The 17360-nt window shown below is 66.9% G+C and carries 12 protein-coding genes, 5 pseudogenes and 1 other annotated feature; of the genes and pseudogenes, 6 read left to right on the plus strand and 11 right to left on the minus strand.

What is annotated here, in order from left to right; genetic code table 11:
• Positions 1–4 precede the first annotated feature (4 nt).
• The 3 genes from GDIA_RS08260 (at position 5) to GDIA_RS08270 (ending at position 2632) form a co-directional block, all read left to right on the plus strand.
• On the plus strand, positions 5–343 hold the full coding sequence (locus GDIA_RS08260) for a DUF1491 family protein (protein WP_012553898.1): 339 nt from the start codon (positions 5–7) through the stop codon (positions 341–343).
• Positions 344–555: 212 nt separating this feature from the next.
• Positions 556–1698, plus strand: coding sequence for an OmpA family protein (locus GDIA_RS08265; RefSeq protein WP_012222289.1), 1143 nt, complete (start codon positions 556–558; stop codon positions 1696–1698).
• A 28-nt stretch (positions 1699–1726) separates the two neighbouring features.
• Positions 1727–2632 carry a LysR substrate-binding domain-containing protein gene (locus GDIA_RS08270; protein WP_012222288.1) on the plus strand — a complete coding sequence of 302 codons (906 nt, stop codon included), beginning with the start codon at positions 1727–1729 and terminating at the stop codon, positions 2630–2632.
• 48 nt (positions 2633–2680) lie between these two features.
• On the opposite strand, the gene GDIA_RS08275 is transcribed toward GDIA_RS08270, so the two are convergent.
• Entirely contained in the window at positions 2681–3655 is a 975-nt protein-coding gene (locus GDIA_RS08275) for an alpha/beta hydrolase (protein WP_144880369.1), read from the minus strand.
• Positions 3656–3815: 160 nt separating this feature from the next.
• Between GDIA_RS08275 and GDIA_RS08280 the strand changes: the two genes are divergently transcribed.
• Positions 3816–5783 (plus strand): FUSC family protein, encoded by a 1968-nt coding sequence (locus GDIA_RS08280; RefSeq protein WP_041249210.1) that lies wholly within the window; start codon positions 3816–3818, stop codon positions 5781–5783.
• Positions 5784–5803: 20 nt separating this feature from the next.
• Here the strand turns inward: GDIA_RS08280 and GDIA_RS08285 are convergent, their stop codons facing one another.
• The 5 genes from GDIA_RS08285 to cobO all read right to left on the minus strand — a co-directional run bounded on the left by GDIA_RS08285 (position 5804) and on the right by cobO (position 11164).
• Positions 5804–7096 (minus strand): MFS transporter, encoded by a 1293-nt coding sequence (locus GDIA_RS08285; protein ID WP_012222285.1) that lies wholly within the window; start codon positions 7094–7096, stop codon positions 5804–5806.
• A gap of 278 nt (positions 7097–7374) precedes the next feature.
• On the minus strand, positions 7375–7926 hold the full coding sequence (locus tag GDIA_RS08290) for a histidine phosphatase family protein (protein WP_231854170.1): 552 nt from the start codon (positions 7924–7926) through the stop codon (positions 7375–7377).
• Positions 7911–8942, minus strand: coding sequence for a threonine-phosphate decarboxylase CobD (gene cobD / locus GDIA_RS08295; RefSeq protein WP_173363359.1), 1032 nt, complete (start codon positions 8940–8942; stop codon positions 7911–7913). The genes GDIA_RS08290 and cobD overlap by 16 nt, the downstream gene beginning before the upstream one ends.
• 120 nt (positions 8943–9062) lie before the next feature.
• Positions 9063–10541: a cobyric acid synthase gene (locus GDIA_RS08300; protein WP_012222282.1), complete on the minus strand. Its 1479-nt coding sequence runs from the start codon at positions 10539–10541 to the stop codon at positions 9063–9065.
• Positions 10541–11164, minus strand: a complete 624-nt coding sequence (gene cobO, locus GDIA_RS08305) for a cob(I)yrinic acid a,c-diamide adenosyltransferase (RefSeq protein ID WP_012222281.1) — start codon at positions 11162–11164, stop codon at positions 10541–10543. The genes GDIA_RS08300 and cobO overlap by 1 nt, the downstream gene beginning before the upstream one ends.
• Positions 11165–12234: 1070 nt before the next feature.
• Between cobO and GDIA_RS08315 the strand changes: the two genes are divergently transcribed.
• Positions 12235–12738, plus strand: a complete 504-nt coding sequence (locus tag GDIA_RS08315) for a glycine zipper family protein (protein WP_012222279.1) — start codon at positions 12235–12237, stop codon at positions 12736–12738.
• Between the two features lie 201 nt (positions 12739–12939).
• Here GDIA_RS08315 and GDIA_RS08320 read toward each other — a convergent pair.
• The 5 genes and pseudogenes from GDIA_RS08320 to GDIA_RS08340 form a co-directional block, all read right to left on the minus strand.
• Positions 12940–13176: pseudogene (locus GDIA_RS08320) on the minus strand (integrase core domain-containing protein); the annotation flags it as partial.
• A gap of 53 nt (positions 13177–13229) precedes the next feature.
• A pseudogene (locus GDIA_RS08325) lies at positions 13230–13739 on the minus strand (IS630 family transposase); the annotation flags it as partial.
• Positions 13740–14035: 296 nt separating this feature from the next.
• A complete protein-coding gene (locus GDIA_RS08330) occupies positions 14036–15175 on the minus strand; it encodes an IS110-like element ISGdi7 family transposase (protein WP_012553902.1) in 1140 nt (379 codons plus the stop codon).
• Between the two features lie 79 nt (positions 15176–15254).
• A pseudogene (locus GDIA_RS18495) lies at positions 15255–15817 on the minus strand (IS630-like element ISGdi5 family transposase); the annotation flags it as partial.
• A gap of 85 nt (positions 15818–15902) precedes the next feature.
• Positions 15903–16987: pseudogene (locus GDIA_RS08340) on the minus strand (IS3 family transposase).
• Positions 16736–16850, minus strand: a sequence feature (AL1L pseudoknot). It overlaps the preceding pseudogene by 115 nt.
• On the opposite strand from GDIA_RS08340, the pseudogene GDIA_RS19655 reads away from it, so the two are divergent.
• Positions 16937–17338 (plus strand): annotated as a pseudogene (locus tag GDIA_RS19655) (hypothetical protein); the annotation flags it as partial. The pseudogenes GDIA_RS08340 and GDIA_RS19655 sit on opposite strands and share 51 nt — an antisense overlap.
• Positions 17339–17360: the final 22 nt, after the last annotated feature.

A 17360-nucleotide genomic window follows, 5' to 3' on the forward strand; every position in this document is an offset into this window, starting at 1 on the left:
GAGCATGACCGAGGCCCGGCTGCGCACGGGGCTGTGGGCCGCCGCCGTGATCCGGCAGGCGAACCAGGACGGCCATCCCGCCATGGTCCTGCGGCGCGGCGATGCCGATGCCGGGGGCGTGCTGGCGGTGCTGCTGGGCCGCGACGGCCGCCTGTCGGTGCTGGGCCAGACCCGCGCGCCGGACGGGCGTCCGGCCTGGATCCGCGGCACGGGGACCGATCCGGTCGACCAGCAGGCCGCCGACGCCTACGTCGCCCGGCAGGTGAACCGCGACCCCGATCTGTGGGTGCTGGAATTCGACGCGCCGGACCTGATGCCGCCTTTCGAGGCCGTGCTGATCTGACCGCCGCCACCCCCCGAATTGTGTGTCAAATGCCACACAGCCGGACCGGCCCTGTCACAGGCATGCCGCATTCGGTGGTATGCATGGCACCTATGGATTGCCATAAGCCCATCTTTCGGCAAAAGAAGGCAATGACTGAAAGGCCTGCCGAAGGGCGCGTTCACTCGACCGGACAGCATACCGGTACCGTCCGGCGAAGGGAGAAGAGACATATGACAGTGCGGCACGGATTGCTTGCGGGGTCTTTCCTGGCGGCGACGCTCGCCTTCGGCTCTGTCCTGTCCGTTGCCCCGGCCCATGCCCAGCCGGTGCAGGGCCTGTATGTCGCCGGCGAGGGTGGGGCCAGCTTCAACCAGGACCAGCGCGTCCGGTCCTCGCCCAATTTCCCCGACGGACGCGACAGCTACCATACCGGCGCGACCGGCATCGGCAGCATCGGCTGGGGGCTGGGCAACGGCTTCCGCGTGGAGGTCGAGGGCGACTACCGCAATAACGGGCTGAAGAATTTCGGGTCGGCCGGCGTTCCGTCCAGCCATGTCGGCGGGCGGCAGCAGACCTATGGCGTCATGGCCAATGCGCTGTTCGACCTGGATATCGGCAAGAGCTGGCTGTTCCCCTATTTCGGCGCCGGTGTCGGCTATGCCTGGCAGGCGATGAACGCCAGCGTGACCGCGCCCAATTTCAGCCAGCAGATCGGCGGTACCTTCGGCAACTTCGCCTATCAGGGCATTTTCGGCCTGGCTTTCCCGGTGCCGTGGGTCGTCGGGCTGTCGGCGACGGCGGAATACCGGTTCTGGACCATGCTGGGCCCGCAATCGCATGGCGCGCGGTCGATCGGCACGGTCGGCGGGTACGACACCACCCGTGCCTACGGCCCCGCGGCCGGCAACCGCGACACGATGACGGACTTCAACCATTCGCTGATGCTGGGCCTGCGCTACGAATTCAATCCGGCCCCGCCCCCGCCCCCGCCGGCCCCCGAGCCGGCCGCCCCCGCCCCGACGCAGAGCCGCACCTATCTGGTGTTCTTCGACTGGGACCAGGCCGTGCTGACCGATCGCGCGCGCGCCATCGTGGCGACGGCGGCGCAGGCATCGACCCGCACCCAGACGACGCGGATCGAGGTCGACGGCTATACCGACAATTCCGCCGCCCATCCCGGCCCACGGGGCGCGCGCTACAACATGGCGCTGTCGGTCCGCCGCGCGCAGGCGGTCCAGGCCGAGTTGATCCGCGACGGCGTGCCCGGCACGGCGATCGACGTCCACGGCTTCGGCGAGACCCACCCGCTGGTGGCAACCGGCCCCAACACCCGCGAACCGCAGAACCGGCGGGTCGAGATCATCCTGCACTGACCGGGGCAGGAGGGCCCGCACCGCCTTCATGTTCCTGCGTCAACTGACCTATCTGATCGCCCTCGACCAGTTCCGGCACTTTTCCCGCGCCGCCGAAAGCTGCGGCGTTTCGCAGCCGGCCCTTTCCGCCGGCATCCGGCAGTTGGAAAACGAGCTGGGCGTTGCGATCATCCACCGCAATCGCCGCTTCCACGGGCTGACCGACGAAGGACGGCGCGTGCTGGTCTGGGCGAAGCAGACCCTGGCCGCGCTGGACGGGCTGCGGCAGGAAGCCGCCTTCGCGCGGGATGTCTGCGGCGGTTCCCTGTCGATCGGCGTCATGTCGCCGGCCCTGCAGACCGTTCCGCTGCTGCTGGAAATCTTCCGCGACGCCATTCCGGGCCTGCACCTGGAAGTCCTGTCCGGCACCGCCGCCGACATCGCGCACCGGCTGCGCGAACAGCACCTGCATCTGGGGGTCATGTACCTGGACCAGATCCCGGCGGACGGCCCGTTCGATACGCTACCGCTTTATACCGAGCAATATGTGCTGGCGGGGAGCGCGTCGGCCCGGATGCCGGCCGGACCGTCCTGCGGCTGGGCCGATGCCGCGGACCTGCCGCTGTGCCTGTTCAGCCGCACCATGCGCAGCCGACAGATCGTCGATGCCGGCTTCCTTGAGGCCGGGGTCAGGCCGAGCATCATACTGGAAACGGATTCGATCAGCGTCCTGCATTCCGAACTGCGGGCGGGGCGGCTGTGCAGCATCCTGCCGGTGGCGGCCCTGCCGGAAACGGTGGGGGATGCCGGCCTGCGCACCATCCCGATCATGCCCTGCGTCGCGCCGCAGGTCGGCATCGTGAAGCTGCGCCAGCCGGTCATGTCGCCCGTCCTGTCGCGCATATGGGACGTCTGCGGCCGCCTGCAGGCCGGCGACGTCTTCGCGGCCGTCTGAACACACGCCGCCTGTCGCCCGGTCCGGGAATGACGCACGCCCCCGCGATCAGACGAACCGTTCCCGCCGCATCCAGCTTTCGGCCATCGCCGGCCATTCAACGGTCTGCGTCCCGGGTGCGCCCAGGCCGAAACCGTGCCCCCCGGTGGGAAACAGGTGCCGCTCCACCCGCACGCCCGCGCTTTCGCAGGCCGCCTGCAAGATCGCCGTGTTCTGCGGGTTCGAGACCGGGTCGTCCGCCGCCTGCGCCAGAAAGAAGGGCGCCAGCCCGGAATGGACATGGGTCTGTACCGACCAGCGCGCGCTCTCCACTGGGGTCGGATGATCGCCGATCAGCACGCGCCGGCTGGATGTGTGCTGATATGGCGGCTCCAGCGTCACGATCGGGTAGACCAGCATCGTCAGATCCGGGCGGCCGGATTCCCGGTCCAGGGCGTCGATGGGCGCGTAGTCGAGCCGTTCGGCACAGGCCGTCTGCATTCCCAGCAGATGACCGCCGGATGAAAAGCCCAGTACGCCGATCCTGCGGGGATCGATACCGAGATGACCGGCCTGACCACGCATCGTCCGGATGGCGCGCCCGGCATCCTGGAACGGGGCCAGGCTGCCGGCCGCCCAGTCCTCGGGGGGCAGGCGATAGGTCAGGACGAAGGCCGTCACACCGATCGAGGCCAGCCATCCGGCGGCCGGCATGGCTTCCTTCTGCACCTCGATCCGCCTGTAGCCGCCACCGGCGGCGATCAGCATGGCGGCGCCGTTGGGACGGGCGGGGCGCAGCACGGTCAACCGAGGAATGGCGACCCGCGTGACGGCACCGGAGGCCGAGACATGTTCCCGCCCGGTCGGGCCGCCCCCACCCGGCGGCGGCCCGGGCCAGATCGCAAGGCCCGACGGCGGGGCCGGCCGGTCGTCATCATGACCGGCCCCGCGGTGGCGGGGCCGGAAGGGTTGCGTCCGCGCGCATCCGGGAAACGCGCCCCCGGCCAGCGCCGCGGTGGCCGCCACGAAAGTACGCCTGTCCATCACCCCTCGCTTCCCCACTGCGGCCGGTGTGCCCGGCGCCATCATAAGCAGCCTTTATCACGTGATCACAACAAACGATTGGACCTGACGGGCGGGCGCACCCAACGTCGCCACCCTGATGAGACCCGCCGCCCGCCGCGCCGCCGCCGTTCAGCCAGGAATGCCTGTGGCGCCGCATATCGCGCAACGGCTGTCATGGCTGTATGCGCCGTCGAAGGAAGATTTCGCCTTCGCGCTGCGCACCGCCCTGGCGGCCATCCTGTCGCTGCTGATCGCCATGTGGATGGAATTGGACAGCCCGCAATGGGCGCCGCTGACCGTATGGGTGGTGGCACAGTCGTCCCGGGGCGAAAGCCTGTCCAAGGCCCGCTGGCGGGTCGTGGGCACCCTGGTCGGCTCGGTGGCCGCCATGGCGCTGGTCGCCGCGTTTCCGCAGGCGCCGGGCCTGTTCTTCTGCAGCCTGGCCGTTTGGATCGGCCTGTGCTGCGCCGTGGCGACCCTGCTGGACAATTACCGCGCCTATGGCCTGATCCTGACCGGCTTTACCTCCGCCATCGTCGCCACGGGCGCCATCCTGGAGCCCGACCACGTATTCGAAATCAGCATGGCCCGCACCAGCTATATCCTGCTGGGCGTGATCTGCGAGGCCACGCTGGCCGTCATATTCATGCCGTCACTGCTGGCGCAGGCCCGCCGGACGCTGCATCTGCGCCTGGCCACCACGTTCGGCGAGACGCGCGCCGCCGCCGCCGGCCTGCTGGAGGGCGACATCCGGCCCGATGCGCTGGGCAAGGTCCTGATGGACCTGGTCGCATTCAACAGCCAGATCGAATTCGCTGAAATCGAACTGGAACCCGGCAGCCGAACCGGCGACCACGCCCGGGCAGCCCTGGCGGGAATGCTGGTCATGCTGGCCCGCGCGCGGGGCCTGTCCCTGCTGGCCGCCGGGCCGCACGCCGACCGCACCGCCCGGGACGAGGCGCGCGCGGTGGGCCACATCCTGCGGGACAGCCGGCTGGACGGATCGGACGCGGCCCGCACCCCACCCCTGCGGCACGCATGGCAGGACCGGCCCGCCGCCATGGACACGGCAGAGGATTCGATCCTGCCGCGCCTGTTCACGGCGCTGCTGGACGATACGGATCACGTCATGGCGGAAATCGTGGCCAGCGACCGGCCCGTGCGGGGCGATCGTTTCCGGTTCCGCACCGTCTCGCGCCGTCATGCGGTCGAGGCCGTGGAAAACGGCGTCCGCGCCGGTTGTGCGATCATCGGCGCCTGGCTGATCTGGGAGGTCACGGCCTGGCAGCACGGTCCCGCCTTCGTCTCGTTCGTGGCCCTGGTCTATGGCCTGCTGGCCACGCGGGAAAACCCGATCCTGGCCGGCATGCCGTTCATGACGGGCGGCCTGTACTGCGCGCTTGTCGCCATGCTGTTCGTGTTCCTGGTCATCCCGGCCATCACCGCGCCGGAAGTCCTGGTGCTGGCGCTGCTGGTGCCCATGACGATCGGCGGCCTGGCGGCCCGGAACGCCCGGACGGCGGGCTACGCGTTTTCGTTCAACATGTTCCTGCCGGTGCTGATCGGCCCGATGAACCAGGCACGCTATGACGAGGTCTCGTTCCTCAACACCACATGCGCCTTCCTGCTCAGCATCCTGTTCGCGGTCCTGACCTATCGCGTCATCGTGCCGTTCCGGGTCGATTCCCATATGCGGCGCACCGCAGCGTGGACCGAGCGGCGCCTGCGCGGCGTGGCCGGCCGGCATGCCCGCCTGTCCGGCCATCAATGGCTGGCGACCACTGCCAGCAGCCTGGTCCGTATCCTGCGCAACGCCTCCGCCGTGCCGCCCGACATGCTCGCGCAGTACATGCAGGCCCAGCTTCGCGCCATGACGGTCGGCACCTGCGTGATCGAACTGCGCACCATCGCCCGGCAGGACCACCTGCCCGGCGATGTCAGGACAGCCCTCTGGTCATTCCTGGACCAATGGAAAAAGGGCCATCCCGGACTCCAGGCCGTCCAGGCCTGGATGGATGACAGGCAACGGGAGACACGCGACGAGGACGAGAGGACCGAGATGCGCAGGATCATATCCTGCCTGCATCTTATCCGGATCAGCGGCTGAACCGGCAGGCCGGTCGCCTTCTACCCGATCGGCCTGGATCGCGCGTACCATGTAGCGTTGAGCAGGATCAGGGTCACCACGACGGTCGCGGCGCCGCCGACCGTCAGCATCAGCGCCGGCGCCAGGCCCGTTCCCAGGAACGCCGCGATCCAGGTTTGCAGCAGGGCGTTGCCGGCGGCGATCAGGTTGCCGCACTGATAGGCCAGCCCCGGAAAGGTGGCCCGGACCGACGGGGGCGAAAGCTCGCTCAGGTAGGCGGGCACCACGCCCCACGCGCCCTGGACGCAGAACTGGATGCAGACGGCACCGGCCGCCAGCCAGAAGGCGGAATGGGACAGCGCCCACAGCGGCAGGAACGGCAGAGTCAGGATACCCGCCAGGGCGATGCTGTACTGCCGGCCGATCTTCTGCGACAGCACGCCGAAGAACAGGCCGCCGGCGATGGCGGCGATGTTATACAGCACCACGATCAGCGTGATCGTGGGGTGCGGCAGCCCGCGCTCCAGCCCCAGGAACACTTTCGGATACAGGTCCTGGGACCCGTGGCTCATGAAGTTGAACGCGGCCATCAGCGTCACCGCGAACAGGCAGAGCGCCGCATTGTTCCTGACGATGGACCACAATCCGGGCGCGCGCACGGCGTCGGTGCCCTGCTGGCGATGGCGCTGCAGCCATTCGGGGCTTTCCGGCACCCGCACCCAGATATACAGCGCGGCCACCAGCGCGCCGCCGCCGAGGATGAACAGTCCGCGCCAGCCCACGACAGGCAGCAGCAGGAAGAGCAGCGATGCCAGCAGATAGCCGGCAGGATAGCCGGCCTGCAGGATGCCCGACGCGGTACCGCGCCATGACCGCGGAATGCTTTCCATGAGCAGGGACGTGCCCACCCCCCACTCGCCGCCCAGCGCCACGCCGAACAGGGCGCGCAGGAACAGGAAGACGGTCACCGTCGGCGCGAAGGCGGACAGGATCTCGATCACGGAATAGACGACGATGGTGGCGATCATCACCGGCTTGCGGCCATACCGGTCCGCGGCATGCCCGCACAGGAAGGCGCCGATCGGGCGCGTCAGCAGCGTCAGCGTCGGTGCGAGCAGGATGCTTTGCAGCGAGACCTGGAAGCTGTGCGCGACGTCGTCAAGCGTGAACAGGACGATGAAGAAGTCACAGGCATCCAGCAGCCATGCCAGCAGCGAGGCCGCGACCACATGCAGCGCCGTCGCCCGGTCGAAGGCCGGGTCGCGGGCCGGGCCCAGCCCGGACGCCCGCGATGCCCCGCCCGGCCCGATCGTGGCCGTGGCGTCACCGTTCATGCCTGTCTCCATCTTGCTGGTACATCCTTCGTTTCACCGCCAAGGGTGGCAATAGCCTGATGCCGCCCAGAATCGCACCGGGAATCACCGATGTCTCTCCCGGACGCATCACATATTCGCATTCGGGACTCAGGATCAGGCCCGGAATGGCGGGCCGTTGCAAGGTGCCGGTGCCGGCACGCAAAGCGCCGTGTCTTCCACACGATTTTTCTGGAATGTCCACATGCGGGAATCGACCGGCGGATCATCGGCCGCCTGCGCCGGCCCCGAACCCCGCCTTACCCTGGCAGCACGTTGACGGACTGTACCCGCCAATGGTCGCGCGCGACCAGCATCGTGCGCGTCGCCGGCACGATATCGAGACGGGATTCCATCGCCGGCGTGCCGCCCAGCGCCACCAGCACCATCGCCCGCACGACGGCCGGGCGCACGGCCACCACCAGATGATCATGGGTGTGCGATACCTTCGCCATCCATCGCGTCACCCGTCCGAACATGGCCGCCCGGCTCTCGCCGCCCGGCGGCGCGAAGGCCGGATCGCCCAGCCACTGCACGACCTGGTCCGCCGGCAGGTCGTGCAGCGCCTTTCCCGCCCAGTATCCGCAATCGCAGTCGCGCAGGGCGTCATCCGGCTGGACGGCCCGGCCGCTCCAGGCCTGTACGGCGGGATGGTCCGCCCCGCTGGTGATGATCGGCACGTGTTCGGGCCATGACAGCGATCCGGCGAGCGCCATGTCGCAGGGGTCCGACGGCCGGGGCAGGATGCCGCGCCGCAGGGCCGCCGGCGGCGGCAGGGCCAGGCAGGTCATGCGTATCATGCCGGCCGCCATGCGGACAGGGCCTGTTCCAGGCGAGTCCATTCGTCCGGCCGGCGCGGCAGCCCCAGGCGCAACCATGACGGCCGTTCGGGGAAGGCGCGCGCCACCAGCCCGCGCTGGCAGAGGAACCGCCACAGGGACGGCGCCTGTGCCGCCCGCGCCAGGACAAACAGGATCGATTGACCTGCCACCTCGATATCCTCCCGTGCAAGGCAGCGCGCCAGCCGCGCCGCATCCGCGCGCACCCGCCCGCGCGTGGCGTCGCGCCATGGACGATCCGCCAGCGCCTGGCACCCCGCCGCCAGCGCCAGCGTGCCGACCGCCCATGCCCCCATGATGTCGCGCAGGCGCCCGGCCAAGGCGGGCGCGGCCAGCGCGAATCCCAGCCGCACGCCGGGAAGTCCGTAACTCTTGCCGAACGAACGCAATACGATCAGGCCCGGATGCGGCAACAGGGGCGCGATGCTGCAGGATTCGAAATCCGCAAAGGCCTCGTCGACGATCAGGATCCCGCTGTACGATGCGCACCGGTCCGCCAGGGCCGCGAGCCACGCGGCATCGCACACGCGGCCGTCGGGATTGTTCGGATTGCACACGACGCACACGCCGCCCGGCACCGCCGCCGCGTCTTCCAGGTCCTGCATCCCTGTGACCTCATGAATCCGCGCGCCGGCCCCGCGCCACGCGTCGGCATGGCCGCCATAGGTGGGGCCCAGGATCGTTACCGCGCGCGGTCCCAGCAGGAACGGCAGCAGGGCGATCAGCATCTGCGTGCCCGGGCCGGCCGCAACGCAATCGGGATCGGCCACGCCATAGGCTTCGGCGGCCACCCGGCGCAGCCTGTCCTCATCATCCCGTTCCGGCAGGCGCGTCAGTGCCGCGCCATCGGGCATCGCGAACGGATAGGCATAGGGACTGATCCCCGTCGAAAGGTCGACGAACGGCGCCGGGGCATCGGGGAATGCCCGCATGACCGCGCGGACCTGACCGCCATGGGCGGGCATGGGGTCCATGAACGTGGCCGGCACGCTAGGCTGTCATATTCGAATGGTTTCTGCGGCTCAACGATTTCCTCCTTTCCGTCGTCTAGCAGAATGCGTGACGGGGTCAAATCGACCGGGAGGTATCGACCTGGCCCGGTGTGCCGGTCAAGGCGCGCCGGACAGACCCGCGACCGGCCGCGCCAGGGCCAGCAGGGCCTCGATATCGACATGCGCCTCCAGATGGTCGGCCAGGGCGTTCAGGGCGTCATCCACCAGGTGGCCATGGTCGCGCGGCGATATGCGCGCCGTCCCCAGTCGCGCCAGCAGCGCGGCCCGGGCGGCCCCCGTCCGGAATATCCCGTGCAGATAGGTCCCCCACACGCGGCCATCGGCCGACACCGCCCCATCCGGGCCGGACCCGGTGCGGGCGAAGGGCCGGGTTCGATCCGGCCCATCGGTCCGGCCGACATGGATTTCGTAGCCGCTCAGGGATGCCCCTTCCGGCAGCAGGACGCCGGCGACTTCGGACAGGCGCTTGCGCCGCGTCAGCACCGTTCGCACATCCAGCAGGCCGAGCGCCTCGACCTCGCCCTGCGGTCCCTCGACCCCCTCCGGGTCGGCGATCGTCCGGCCGAGCATCTGGTATCCGCCGCAGATCCCCAGCACCCGCCCGCCGCGCCGCACATGCGCGCGGATGTCGGTATCCCATCCTTCCTGACGCAGGACCGATAGATCAGAAATCGTCGCCTTCGATCCGGGCAGGATGATCAGGTCGCATACCGGCAGGGGCCGCCCGCGCGGCACGATCCCGACGGACAGCGCGGCCTCGGCCCGCAGCGGGTCGAGATCGTCGAAATTCGCGATCATGGGCAGGTGCGGCACGGCGATCCGAAGCGCGCCGGACGCATCGCCCCCGGCAGCCAGGTCCGCCGCGTCCTCCGCCGGCAGGGCCTCGACCCGCGTCAGGTAAGGTACCAGCCCCAGCGGCCGCCAGCCGGTATGCGCCGCGATCGCCGACATGCCCGTCGCGAACAGGGATGGGTCGCCGCGCATGCGATTGACGATGAATCCCTTGATCCGGTCCGCATCCGCCGGGTCCAGGACGGCCTGCGTGCCCACCAGGCTGGCGATGACGCCCCCCCGGTCGATATCGCCGATCAGGACGACATCGACATCCGCCGCCTGCGCGAAGCCCATGTTGGCGATGTCGCCCGCGCGCAGATTGACCTCGGACGCCGAACCCGCGCCCTCGACCAGGACGACGTCGGCCTCGCGCGCCAGGGCCCCGAAGCTGGCCAGGATTTCGGGCATCAGGGCCGGCTTCATCGCCTGATAGTCCCGCGCCCGGGCCGTGCCGCGCGCCCTGCCGCCCACGACAAGCTGGGCCCCGGTCGCACTCTGCGGTTTCAGCAGGACGGGATTCATGTGCACCGACGGCGCGATACCGCATGCCAGCGCCTGCAACGCCTGTGCCCGCCCGATTTCGCCGCCATCCGCGGTGACGGCGGCGTTGTTGGACATGTTCTGCGGCTTGAAGGGCCGTACCCGCAAACCGCGCCGCGACAGCGCCCGCGCGAGGCCCGCGACCAGCACCGACTTGCCCACGCTCGACCCCGTTCCCTGGAACATCAAGGCGCGGGCCATCAGAATTCGATCCCCTCCTGCGATTTCACGCCGGCCCGGAAATGGTGTTTGACCAGGGTCATCTCCGTGACCAGGTCGGCGTCCGCGATCAGATCCAGCTTCGCGTTGCGCCCGGTCACGACGACATGCTGCATCGCCGGCCGGGCGCGCAGACCCGCCAGGACCCGGTCGAGCGGCAGATGGTCGTAGCGCAAGGCGATGTTGAGTTCGTCAAGGATCACCAGCGCCACGTCGTCGCGCGCCAGGGCGGCCCTCGCCACGTCCCATGCCCGCGCGCAGGCGGCGATATCGCGGGCACGGTCCTGGGTTTCCCACGTGAAGCCCTCGCCCATCGTGTGCCACTCCAGCAGATCGTCGAAACGGGCGAGCGCCGCGCGCTCGCCCGTCTGCCATGCGCCCTTGATGAACTGGACGACCACCACGCGCCGTCCATGGCCCAGCATCCGTAGCGCGAGCCCGAAGGCCGCTGTCGATTTGCCCTTCCCCGGCCCGGTATGAACGACCAGAAGCCCTTTTTCCACGGATTTCCCCGCGACTTCCCGGTCCTGGATTTCCTTACGCCGTCGCATCTTCTCCTGATGGCGAAGGTCGAGACTGTTACCTTCATTTTCGGAATCGGTCATCCGGCGGTCCTTAAGGGATGACGGGGCGAGGGAATGCCGGACGACCGATACCGGCCTGTGTCAGGCCGTCATCCGTCTTCCCTTTTCATTCCCTTCCGGGAACTATCGCGGCAGAGGCTACGCGACACACTATAAGCTGTCAAAAACGCCGTTTCACGCGCCGTGTTGGCATGAGGTTTGCTCGGACATCGCCTCGGCCTGCCGCATTCGTTCCGCGCATGCTCACGAATACGTCATCTCATATACCGCACCTTTCCGTGATTTCGGGGGGTTGTAATGCCAAGTAATTTATTGGAGTATTGTTTAGGCGCTACACGCGCCGATTACGTTTTTGTTTCACTTATCCGGTTTTGCTTGTAATGCACCGACTTTTTTTGGTAGAAAATCTCTCTATCATTGCCACATCAGAAAGACTTTCCGCCAGGGCGCGACTGACGTCCATCGGGAAACCCCTTCTGGCTCTGGTCATTGCAGGCGCGATGGTAACGGCAACGGCTCACGCCCGTGAAGAACACGCAGCGCCCCATGCGGCACCGGCGCCCAGGGGCGGCGGCGGGGGGCATCCCGGATTCGGAGGACGCCCGGGGTTCGAAGGACATCCGGGAATGGGCGGGCACCCGGGCTTCGACGGCCATCCGGGCTTTGGCCACGCGGGCGGACGTCCCGGTTTCGGTCGCGGCCCCGAACGATATGGCTTCCATGGACGGGACGTGCATCGTTTCGGGGACCACGATCTCGCCATGTGGCGCGGCGGTCACTGGGGCCGGGAATATCACAACGGCCGATATGGCTGGTGGTGGAATACCGGGGGGGGGCCTGGTACCTCTATGATGCGCCCGTCTACCCATATCCCACGGTCGTTTCCGAGACGATCGCCGAGGAGGCCATGAACGGAGGTGAAGGCATGGGCCCCGCCGCGCCGCCCCCCCATGGCGCTCCCGCCCCCCGTGCAGGTCCTGTATTACTGCAACGCTCCGGCCGGCTATTACCCTCAGGTCCAATCCTGTCCCGGTGGGTTTCAGCCCGCTTCACGCTGATCCTTCCAGACATTTCCATGACACGGAGATTCCATGATGTTCAAACGCAGTCTGGTCGTCGCCTCGCTGGCGGCGCTTGCCCTTCAGGGATGCGCGGAAACGCCGTCCGGTCCGACGGTCCAGGTCATGCCGCCGCCGACCAAGCCGTTCGAGATCTTCCAGGCCGACGACAGGTTATGCCGGAACTTTGCCGCCAGCCAGGTGGCGGGACAGGCTGAGCACGCCAACAATCGCGCCCTCGCCGCCGGCCTGATCGGCACGGCCCTTGGGGCCGGTCTCGGCGCCGCAGCGGGCGGCGGGTATGGCGCGGGCATCGGCGCGGGCGGCGGGGCGATTGCGGGAACGGCGGTCGGTTCGTCGGGCAGTGCCGGCGCCCAGGGCGGAATCCAGGGCCAGTACGACACAGCCTATGCCCAGTGCATGTACAGCAAGGGCAATATCGTCCCCGGCGTAACGCCGCCCCCGCCGCCCCCCGGCGCCTACGGACCGCCGCCCGGCCCGGCCCCGTATCCCACGGCTCCGCAGCAACTGCAGTAACGGCACCCGGCCCTGCGAACCCTTGTCCGGTTGGCCCGTTCGGCCCGACCGGACAAGGACGGCAGCGTCAGGATGCGACGAGACGCTCGACAGGCACGGGCATATGGTGACCCCAGCCGTTCGACCAGTTTGCTCTCGTCGACCACCACCACGTGACGTGCTCCCCGAATTTGGGCCAGCGCGAGCTGGAATCTCCCGGGGTCAAGGCTCAACCGGCAGGTGTGCCGCAGAGCCGTTCAGCAGCGATATCGGCGGCTTGTTGCCGATGGCGCTGTGCGGTCGGACCTCGTTGTAGTCCTGACGCCAAGCCTCCATTTTTGCCCGGGCGTCGTCAAGGCTCATGAACCAGTGCGTGTTCAGACACTCGGCCCGGAATTTGCCGTTGAAGGACTCGATGAAGCTGTTGTCGGTCGGCTTGCCCGGGCGGGAAAAGTCGAGCATGAAGCGTCCCGGGTTTCCCGGAGGCCATTTGGTTTGAGTCATACCAACGGTTATAGACACAGACCTGTGTGAGCCCACTTTCTGAGCCCGATGGATCGGATGGTGTCAGGCAGGGCGGCAAGCTTGTTCCAGGCGGAACAGGCGGCGTCGATGATATGATCGATGCCGTCGAAGACGGTATTGGACAGCCAGTTGGCGCGCAGGAACTGCCAGACATTTTCGACCGGGTTCAGTTCGGGCGCGCGGGACGGCAGGAAGATCAGGCTGACATTGCGGGGTAGCTTCAGTTTACTGGTGGTATGCCATCCTGCGCGATCAAGCAGCACGACAGCGTGGGCACCGCGGGCGACGCAGCGCGAGATTTCCTCGATGTGCAGCCGCATGCTGGCGGTGCCGATGAACGGTAGCGCCAGGCCGGCGGCCTTGCCGCGCGCAGGGCAGATCGCTCCGAACAGCCAGGCATTGTCGTAGCGCTGGTCGGCCGGCTGGCGTGGCCGCGTGCCGCGCCGGGCCCATTGTCGGACGATGCCGTTCTTCTGGCCGATGCGGGCTTCGTCCTTACATGAGGGTTCAGGTGTCAACGTATTTTCGCGATGGCGTGTCTCCTGTCCCTATGGTCTTAAGTCAGGTGCTTTTATGGGCTCGGGGCCCTTCCGTATCGCAGCAGCGGCTGCATCACCTTACATGCGGTCGGATCGCGCGAGCGACCCGCACCATAATGCCTCTTGCACGAGGCTCTGCCCCGACGACGCGCGACCCACCTGAAACGCGGTAGCGTGGCGCTACCAAAGAAGAAGACGGTCGCGTTCCCCGTATCGCCGCCGACGACTGATCGGCCCGCGGCACTTCTGTCTATCTATTCTGCGGTCGTTCCGGTGCCGAATGCGAGACCGTCCGGTATCGATCCTGTCTCCACATAGCGCCAAAGCGCAATCAGAAGCTTTCTCGCCATGGCCACGATCGCAATGCGGCGTGTCCGCCCTTTCAAGGTGCCGACGCGCTCACGAAACCATGAGGCGAGCCCGCTTGCGGGCTGATAGCGTAGCCAAAGCCAGGCGAGTTGGATCATCGCCGTCCGCGCTCGCGGGTTTCCGGCCCGGCTGATGCTTCGATCACGATCCATGCTGCCACTTTGATAAGGCATAGGCGTAATGCCGACGTAACTGGCCAGTTGGCGACGGTTGTCGAAGCGGCGATAGAACACCTCCCGAACGAGAACGGCAGCGAAATTCTCGCCGATGCCGCGGATCTGTTTCAGCGAGACGATCTTTTGAGTCACACGGTCATCCATCGCTGCGGCGTCCAGTGTCTTGGCCCGTTCAGTTTCCAGTTCTCGGATCAGTTCCAACGCCAGGAGAAGCCGACGACGCAGGCGGTCGAGTTCAGCACGAAGGAACGGCGGCAGTTCCCGCCCGTCGCCCGTGCGCAACGCGGCGACGTCGCGTTCCCAGGACCGTAACGACGGTCTACCCCGGATGCCCTGGGTAAACAGCAGCGCCTCTATTCTGTTTTCGATACGCAGCCTTTCCTGAACAAGGTGTTCGCGTTCGCGGTGTGTACGTTTGGCATCCTCCTCGTCGGGCGTCGGCACACGCACCATGCTGCATATCTGGCGATCACCATTAAGCCATGCCGCAAGAACACGCAGCATGCCTTCCGCGTCGAGACGGTCCGTCTTGGCCCGACGTGCGCGACGATTGACCAGAATGCTCGTGGGCTCAAGCACATACGCGGCGATGCCGTGCGCTGTCAGCAAACGATACAGCCAGAAGCCATCGCGGCCGGCCTCGAAACAGCATGACACCTCCGCGACATCACCCGGCTGGGTCGACGCGCGCGTTTGAAGCTCCGCGATCAATTTCAGCAGCCCTGAGGCGTCTCCACCTTCGAGGCGATGCAATCGGGATTTCGTGGCTCCCGAGATAGTCTTTACCGCGACAAGCCAGGAGGAAACGCTGAGTTCGATGGCAATGTGAATGGCGTTCTCGGATGACATGGCAGGAACTCCCTCGTCATTGGTGCTGACACGCTTGAGATTGAGCCTTTCTTGCCGGCGGTGTCTGCCCTCATAGCATCTGGAACCAGATCTCGATCGGCTTGCCCTTGGGCAGATGGCCGGTATGGGCATTCAGGATGCGGGGGAAGTTTTTTTGAATGCCTCCATGACGCCAGCGTCCTGACCCGGGTGACGTGGCCGGGCGCTGACATAGGAAAAACCAAGCCGTTTCAGCAGAGTGGACACATGACGCTCATGATAGACGACGCCGAAGCGCTCTTCGATCACGCGTTGCAGATCGACCCGGCGCCAGCGCACCACGCCATCGCGCTGCCGATCCGGGCCTGCCTCGACCAGGGCCTTCAATTCGGTCTGCTGTGCGACACTCAGACGGCAGGCCGGCCCTGCGTGCAGATGATCGCGCAGGCCATCCGGCCCTTCAGCATTGAAGCGGTGAACCCAGTCCCGCAGCGTCTGGCGGTCCATGCCGCCCACGCGGGCCGCATCGGTGCGGCTGGCCCCGTCACGGATCGCCGCCAGGGCCAGAAGCCGGCGCGCAGCGTTCGCGTGCCGGCTGCGCGCCGCAAGTCGCCTCAGATCAGAGGCCGAATAGTCATCCCGTAGCTTCACCGCTCTCGTCATCAGCCAGATCCTCCCAAAATCAAGAGAATCAGAGCCGGCGCCGTTCGTCACTTCACACACGAGTCAGTGGCTACGGCCTTTGGTATCACGCAGCCATATCGATGATCTCGAGGGCTGCATAGTAGTTGGCTTCGGCCTCGGCGGGTGGGATATAGCCGATGGGGCCAAAGAGGCGATGGTTATTGAACCAATCGACCCAGCGCAATGTTGCCATTTCCACGGCCGATACGGTCGGCCAGGAAGGCTGCCGCCAGATGACCTCGGCCTTGTAGAGGCCGTTGATGGTCTCGGCCAGGGCATTGTCATAGGAGTCCCCGACGCTGCCGACCGAGGGTACCAGATCGGCCTCGGCCAGGCGCTGGGTGTAATTCATGGCGAGGTATTGGACGCCCCTGTCACTATGGTGGATCAAGCCATCCTCGGGTCCGGGCCTGCGGGCATGGATCGCCTGCTCCAGGGCGTCCAGCACGAAGCCGGCGGTGGCTGACGTGCTGACCTTCCAGCCGACGATGCGCCGGGCATAGGCGTCGATCACGAAGGCGACATAGACGAAGCCGGCCCATGTGTGGACGTAGGTGAAATCGACCACCCACAGGGCATTCGGCCGGCTCACGCGGAATGCGCGGTTCACCTTGTCCAGCGGGCACGGAGCCTTGGGATTGCTGATGGTCGTGACCGTCCTCTTCCCTCGCCGAATGCCGGCTAGGCCCATGGCACGCATCAGGCGTTCCACGGTGCATTTGGCCACCTCAATGCCTTCACGGCGCATCTGATGCCAGACTTTGCGCGTCCCGTAGAGCTTTGAACTGGCGTCATATACCCGCTTGATCTCGTCCTTCAGTTCGTCGTCGCGCCGGGCACGCGCAGGCCGCCTGGCGGGGTCCGCCAGACGGACAGCATGTTCGTGATAGGAGGATGGGGCAATCGCCAGTTCGCGGCAGATCGGCTCGATACCCAAGTCCTCGCGATGGGCGTCGATGAACGCCATCATCATTTCCCGCGGCGGTCGAGCTCCGCCATCGCAAAATACGCCGATGCCTTGCGCAGGATCTCGTTGGCGCGGCGCAACTCCTTGACCTCGCGCTCAAGTTCCTTGAGCCGAACGCGTTCGTCACCAGCTTGCCCCGCCGGTCCCGCTCGCCGCCTGGCAACGACCTTCCCCTGTCGCATGCCCTCATCCTGAAGGCCGCCCTGCTGACGATCGGCTATATTGAGGAAAACGGCCCGATCGGCCTCACTCCAACCAAGGCGCTCAAGCGCTATTTTGTCGCATGGGCCGCCGAGGCATTTGAATGGCCCGGCTATATGGTCGAAGACCTCTACGCCGTCAACAAAGTCCTCAATGAACACGATTTCCCGCCGCTGGTGATCCTGCATGAGGTTCTGCTCAGCGCGAAGCTCGCACGGCATTTCAAGGGCACCCTACGACTGACCGACCTGGCAAGAAAGCTCCAGTTGGAACCAGCCCGGCTCTGGATGCTGTTGACGACCCATCTCCTCTTTGTCGTTGACCACAGCCCTTAGCAGGCTGTCGGGTTGGGGT

Source organism: Gluconacetobacter diazotrophicus PA1 5, from assembly GCF_000021325.1.
Lineage (GTDB): Bacteria > Pseudomonadota > Alphaproteobacteria > Acetobacterales > Acetobacteraceae > Gluconacetobacter > Gluconacetobacter diazotrophicus.

Excerpts from the sequence above, each read along its gene's own strand:
- GDIA_RS08260 (WP_012553898.1), top strand. The coding sequence starts at position 5 with ATGACCGAGGCCCGGCTGCGCACGGGGCTGTGGGCCGCCGCCGTGATC.
- GDIA_RS08265 (WP_012222289.1), top strand. The coding sequence starts at position 556 with ATGACAGTGCGGCACGGATTGCTTGCGGGGTCTTTCCTGGCGGCGACG.
- GDIA_RS08270 (WP_012222288.1), top strand. The coding sequence starts at position 1,727 with ATGTTCCTGCGTCAACTGACCTATCTGATCGCCCTCGACCAGTTCCGG.
- GDIA_RS08275 (WP_144880369.1), bottom strand. The coding sequence starts at position 3,655 with ATGGACAGGCGTACTTTCGTGGCGGCCACCGCGGCGCTGGCCGGGGGC.
- GDIA_RS08280 (WP_041249210.1), top strand. The coding sequence starts at position 3,816 with ATGCCTGTGGCGCCGCATATCGCGCAACGGCTGTCATGGCTGTATGCG.
- GDIA_RS08285 (WP_012222285.1), bottom strand. The coding sequence starts at position 7,096 with ATGAACGGTGACGCCACGGCCACGATCGGGCCGGGCGGGGCATCGCGG.
- GDIA_RS08290 (WP_231854170.1), bottom strand. The coding sequence starts at position 7,926 with ATGGCGGCCGGCATGATACGCATGACCTGCCTGGCCCTGCCGCCGCCG.
- GDIA_RS08300 (WP_012222282.1), bottom strand. The coding sequence starts at position 10,541 with ATGGCCCGCGCCTTGATGTTCCAGGGAACGGGGTCGAGCGTGGGCAAG.
- cobO (WP_012222281.1), bottom strand. The coding sequence starts at position 11,164 with ATGACCGATTCCGAAAATGAAGGTAACAGTCTCGACCTTCGCCATCAG.
- GDIA_RS08315 (WP_012222279.1), top strand. The coding sequence starts at position 12,235 with ATGATGTTCAAACGCAGTCTGGTCGTCGCCTCGCTGGCGGCGCTTGCC.
- GDIA_RS08330 (WP_012553902.1), bottom strand. The coding sequence starts at position 15,175 with ATGTCATCCGAGAACGCCATTCACATTGCCATCGAACTCAGCGTTTCC.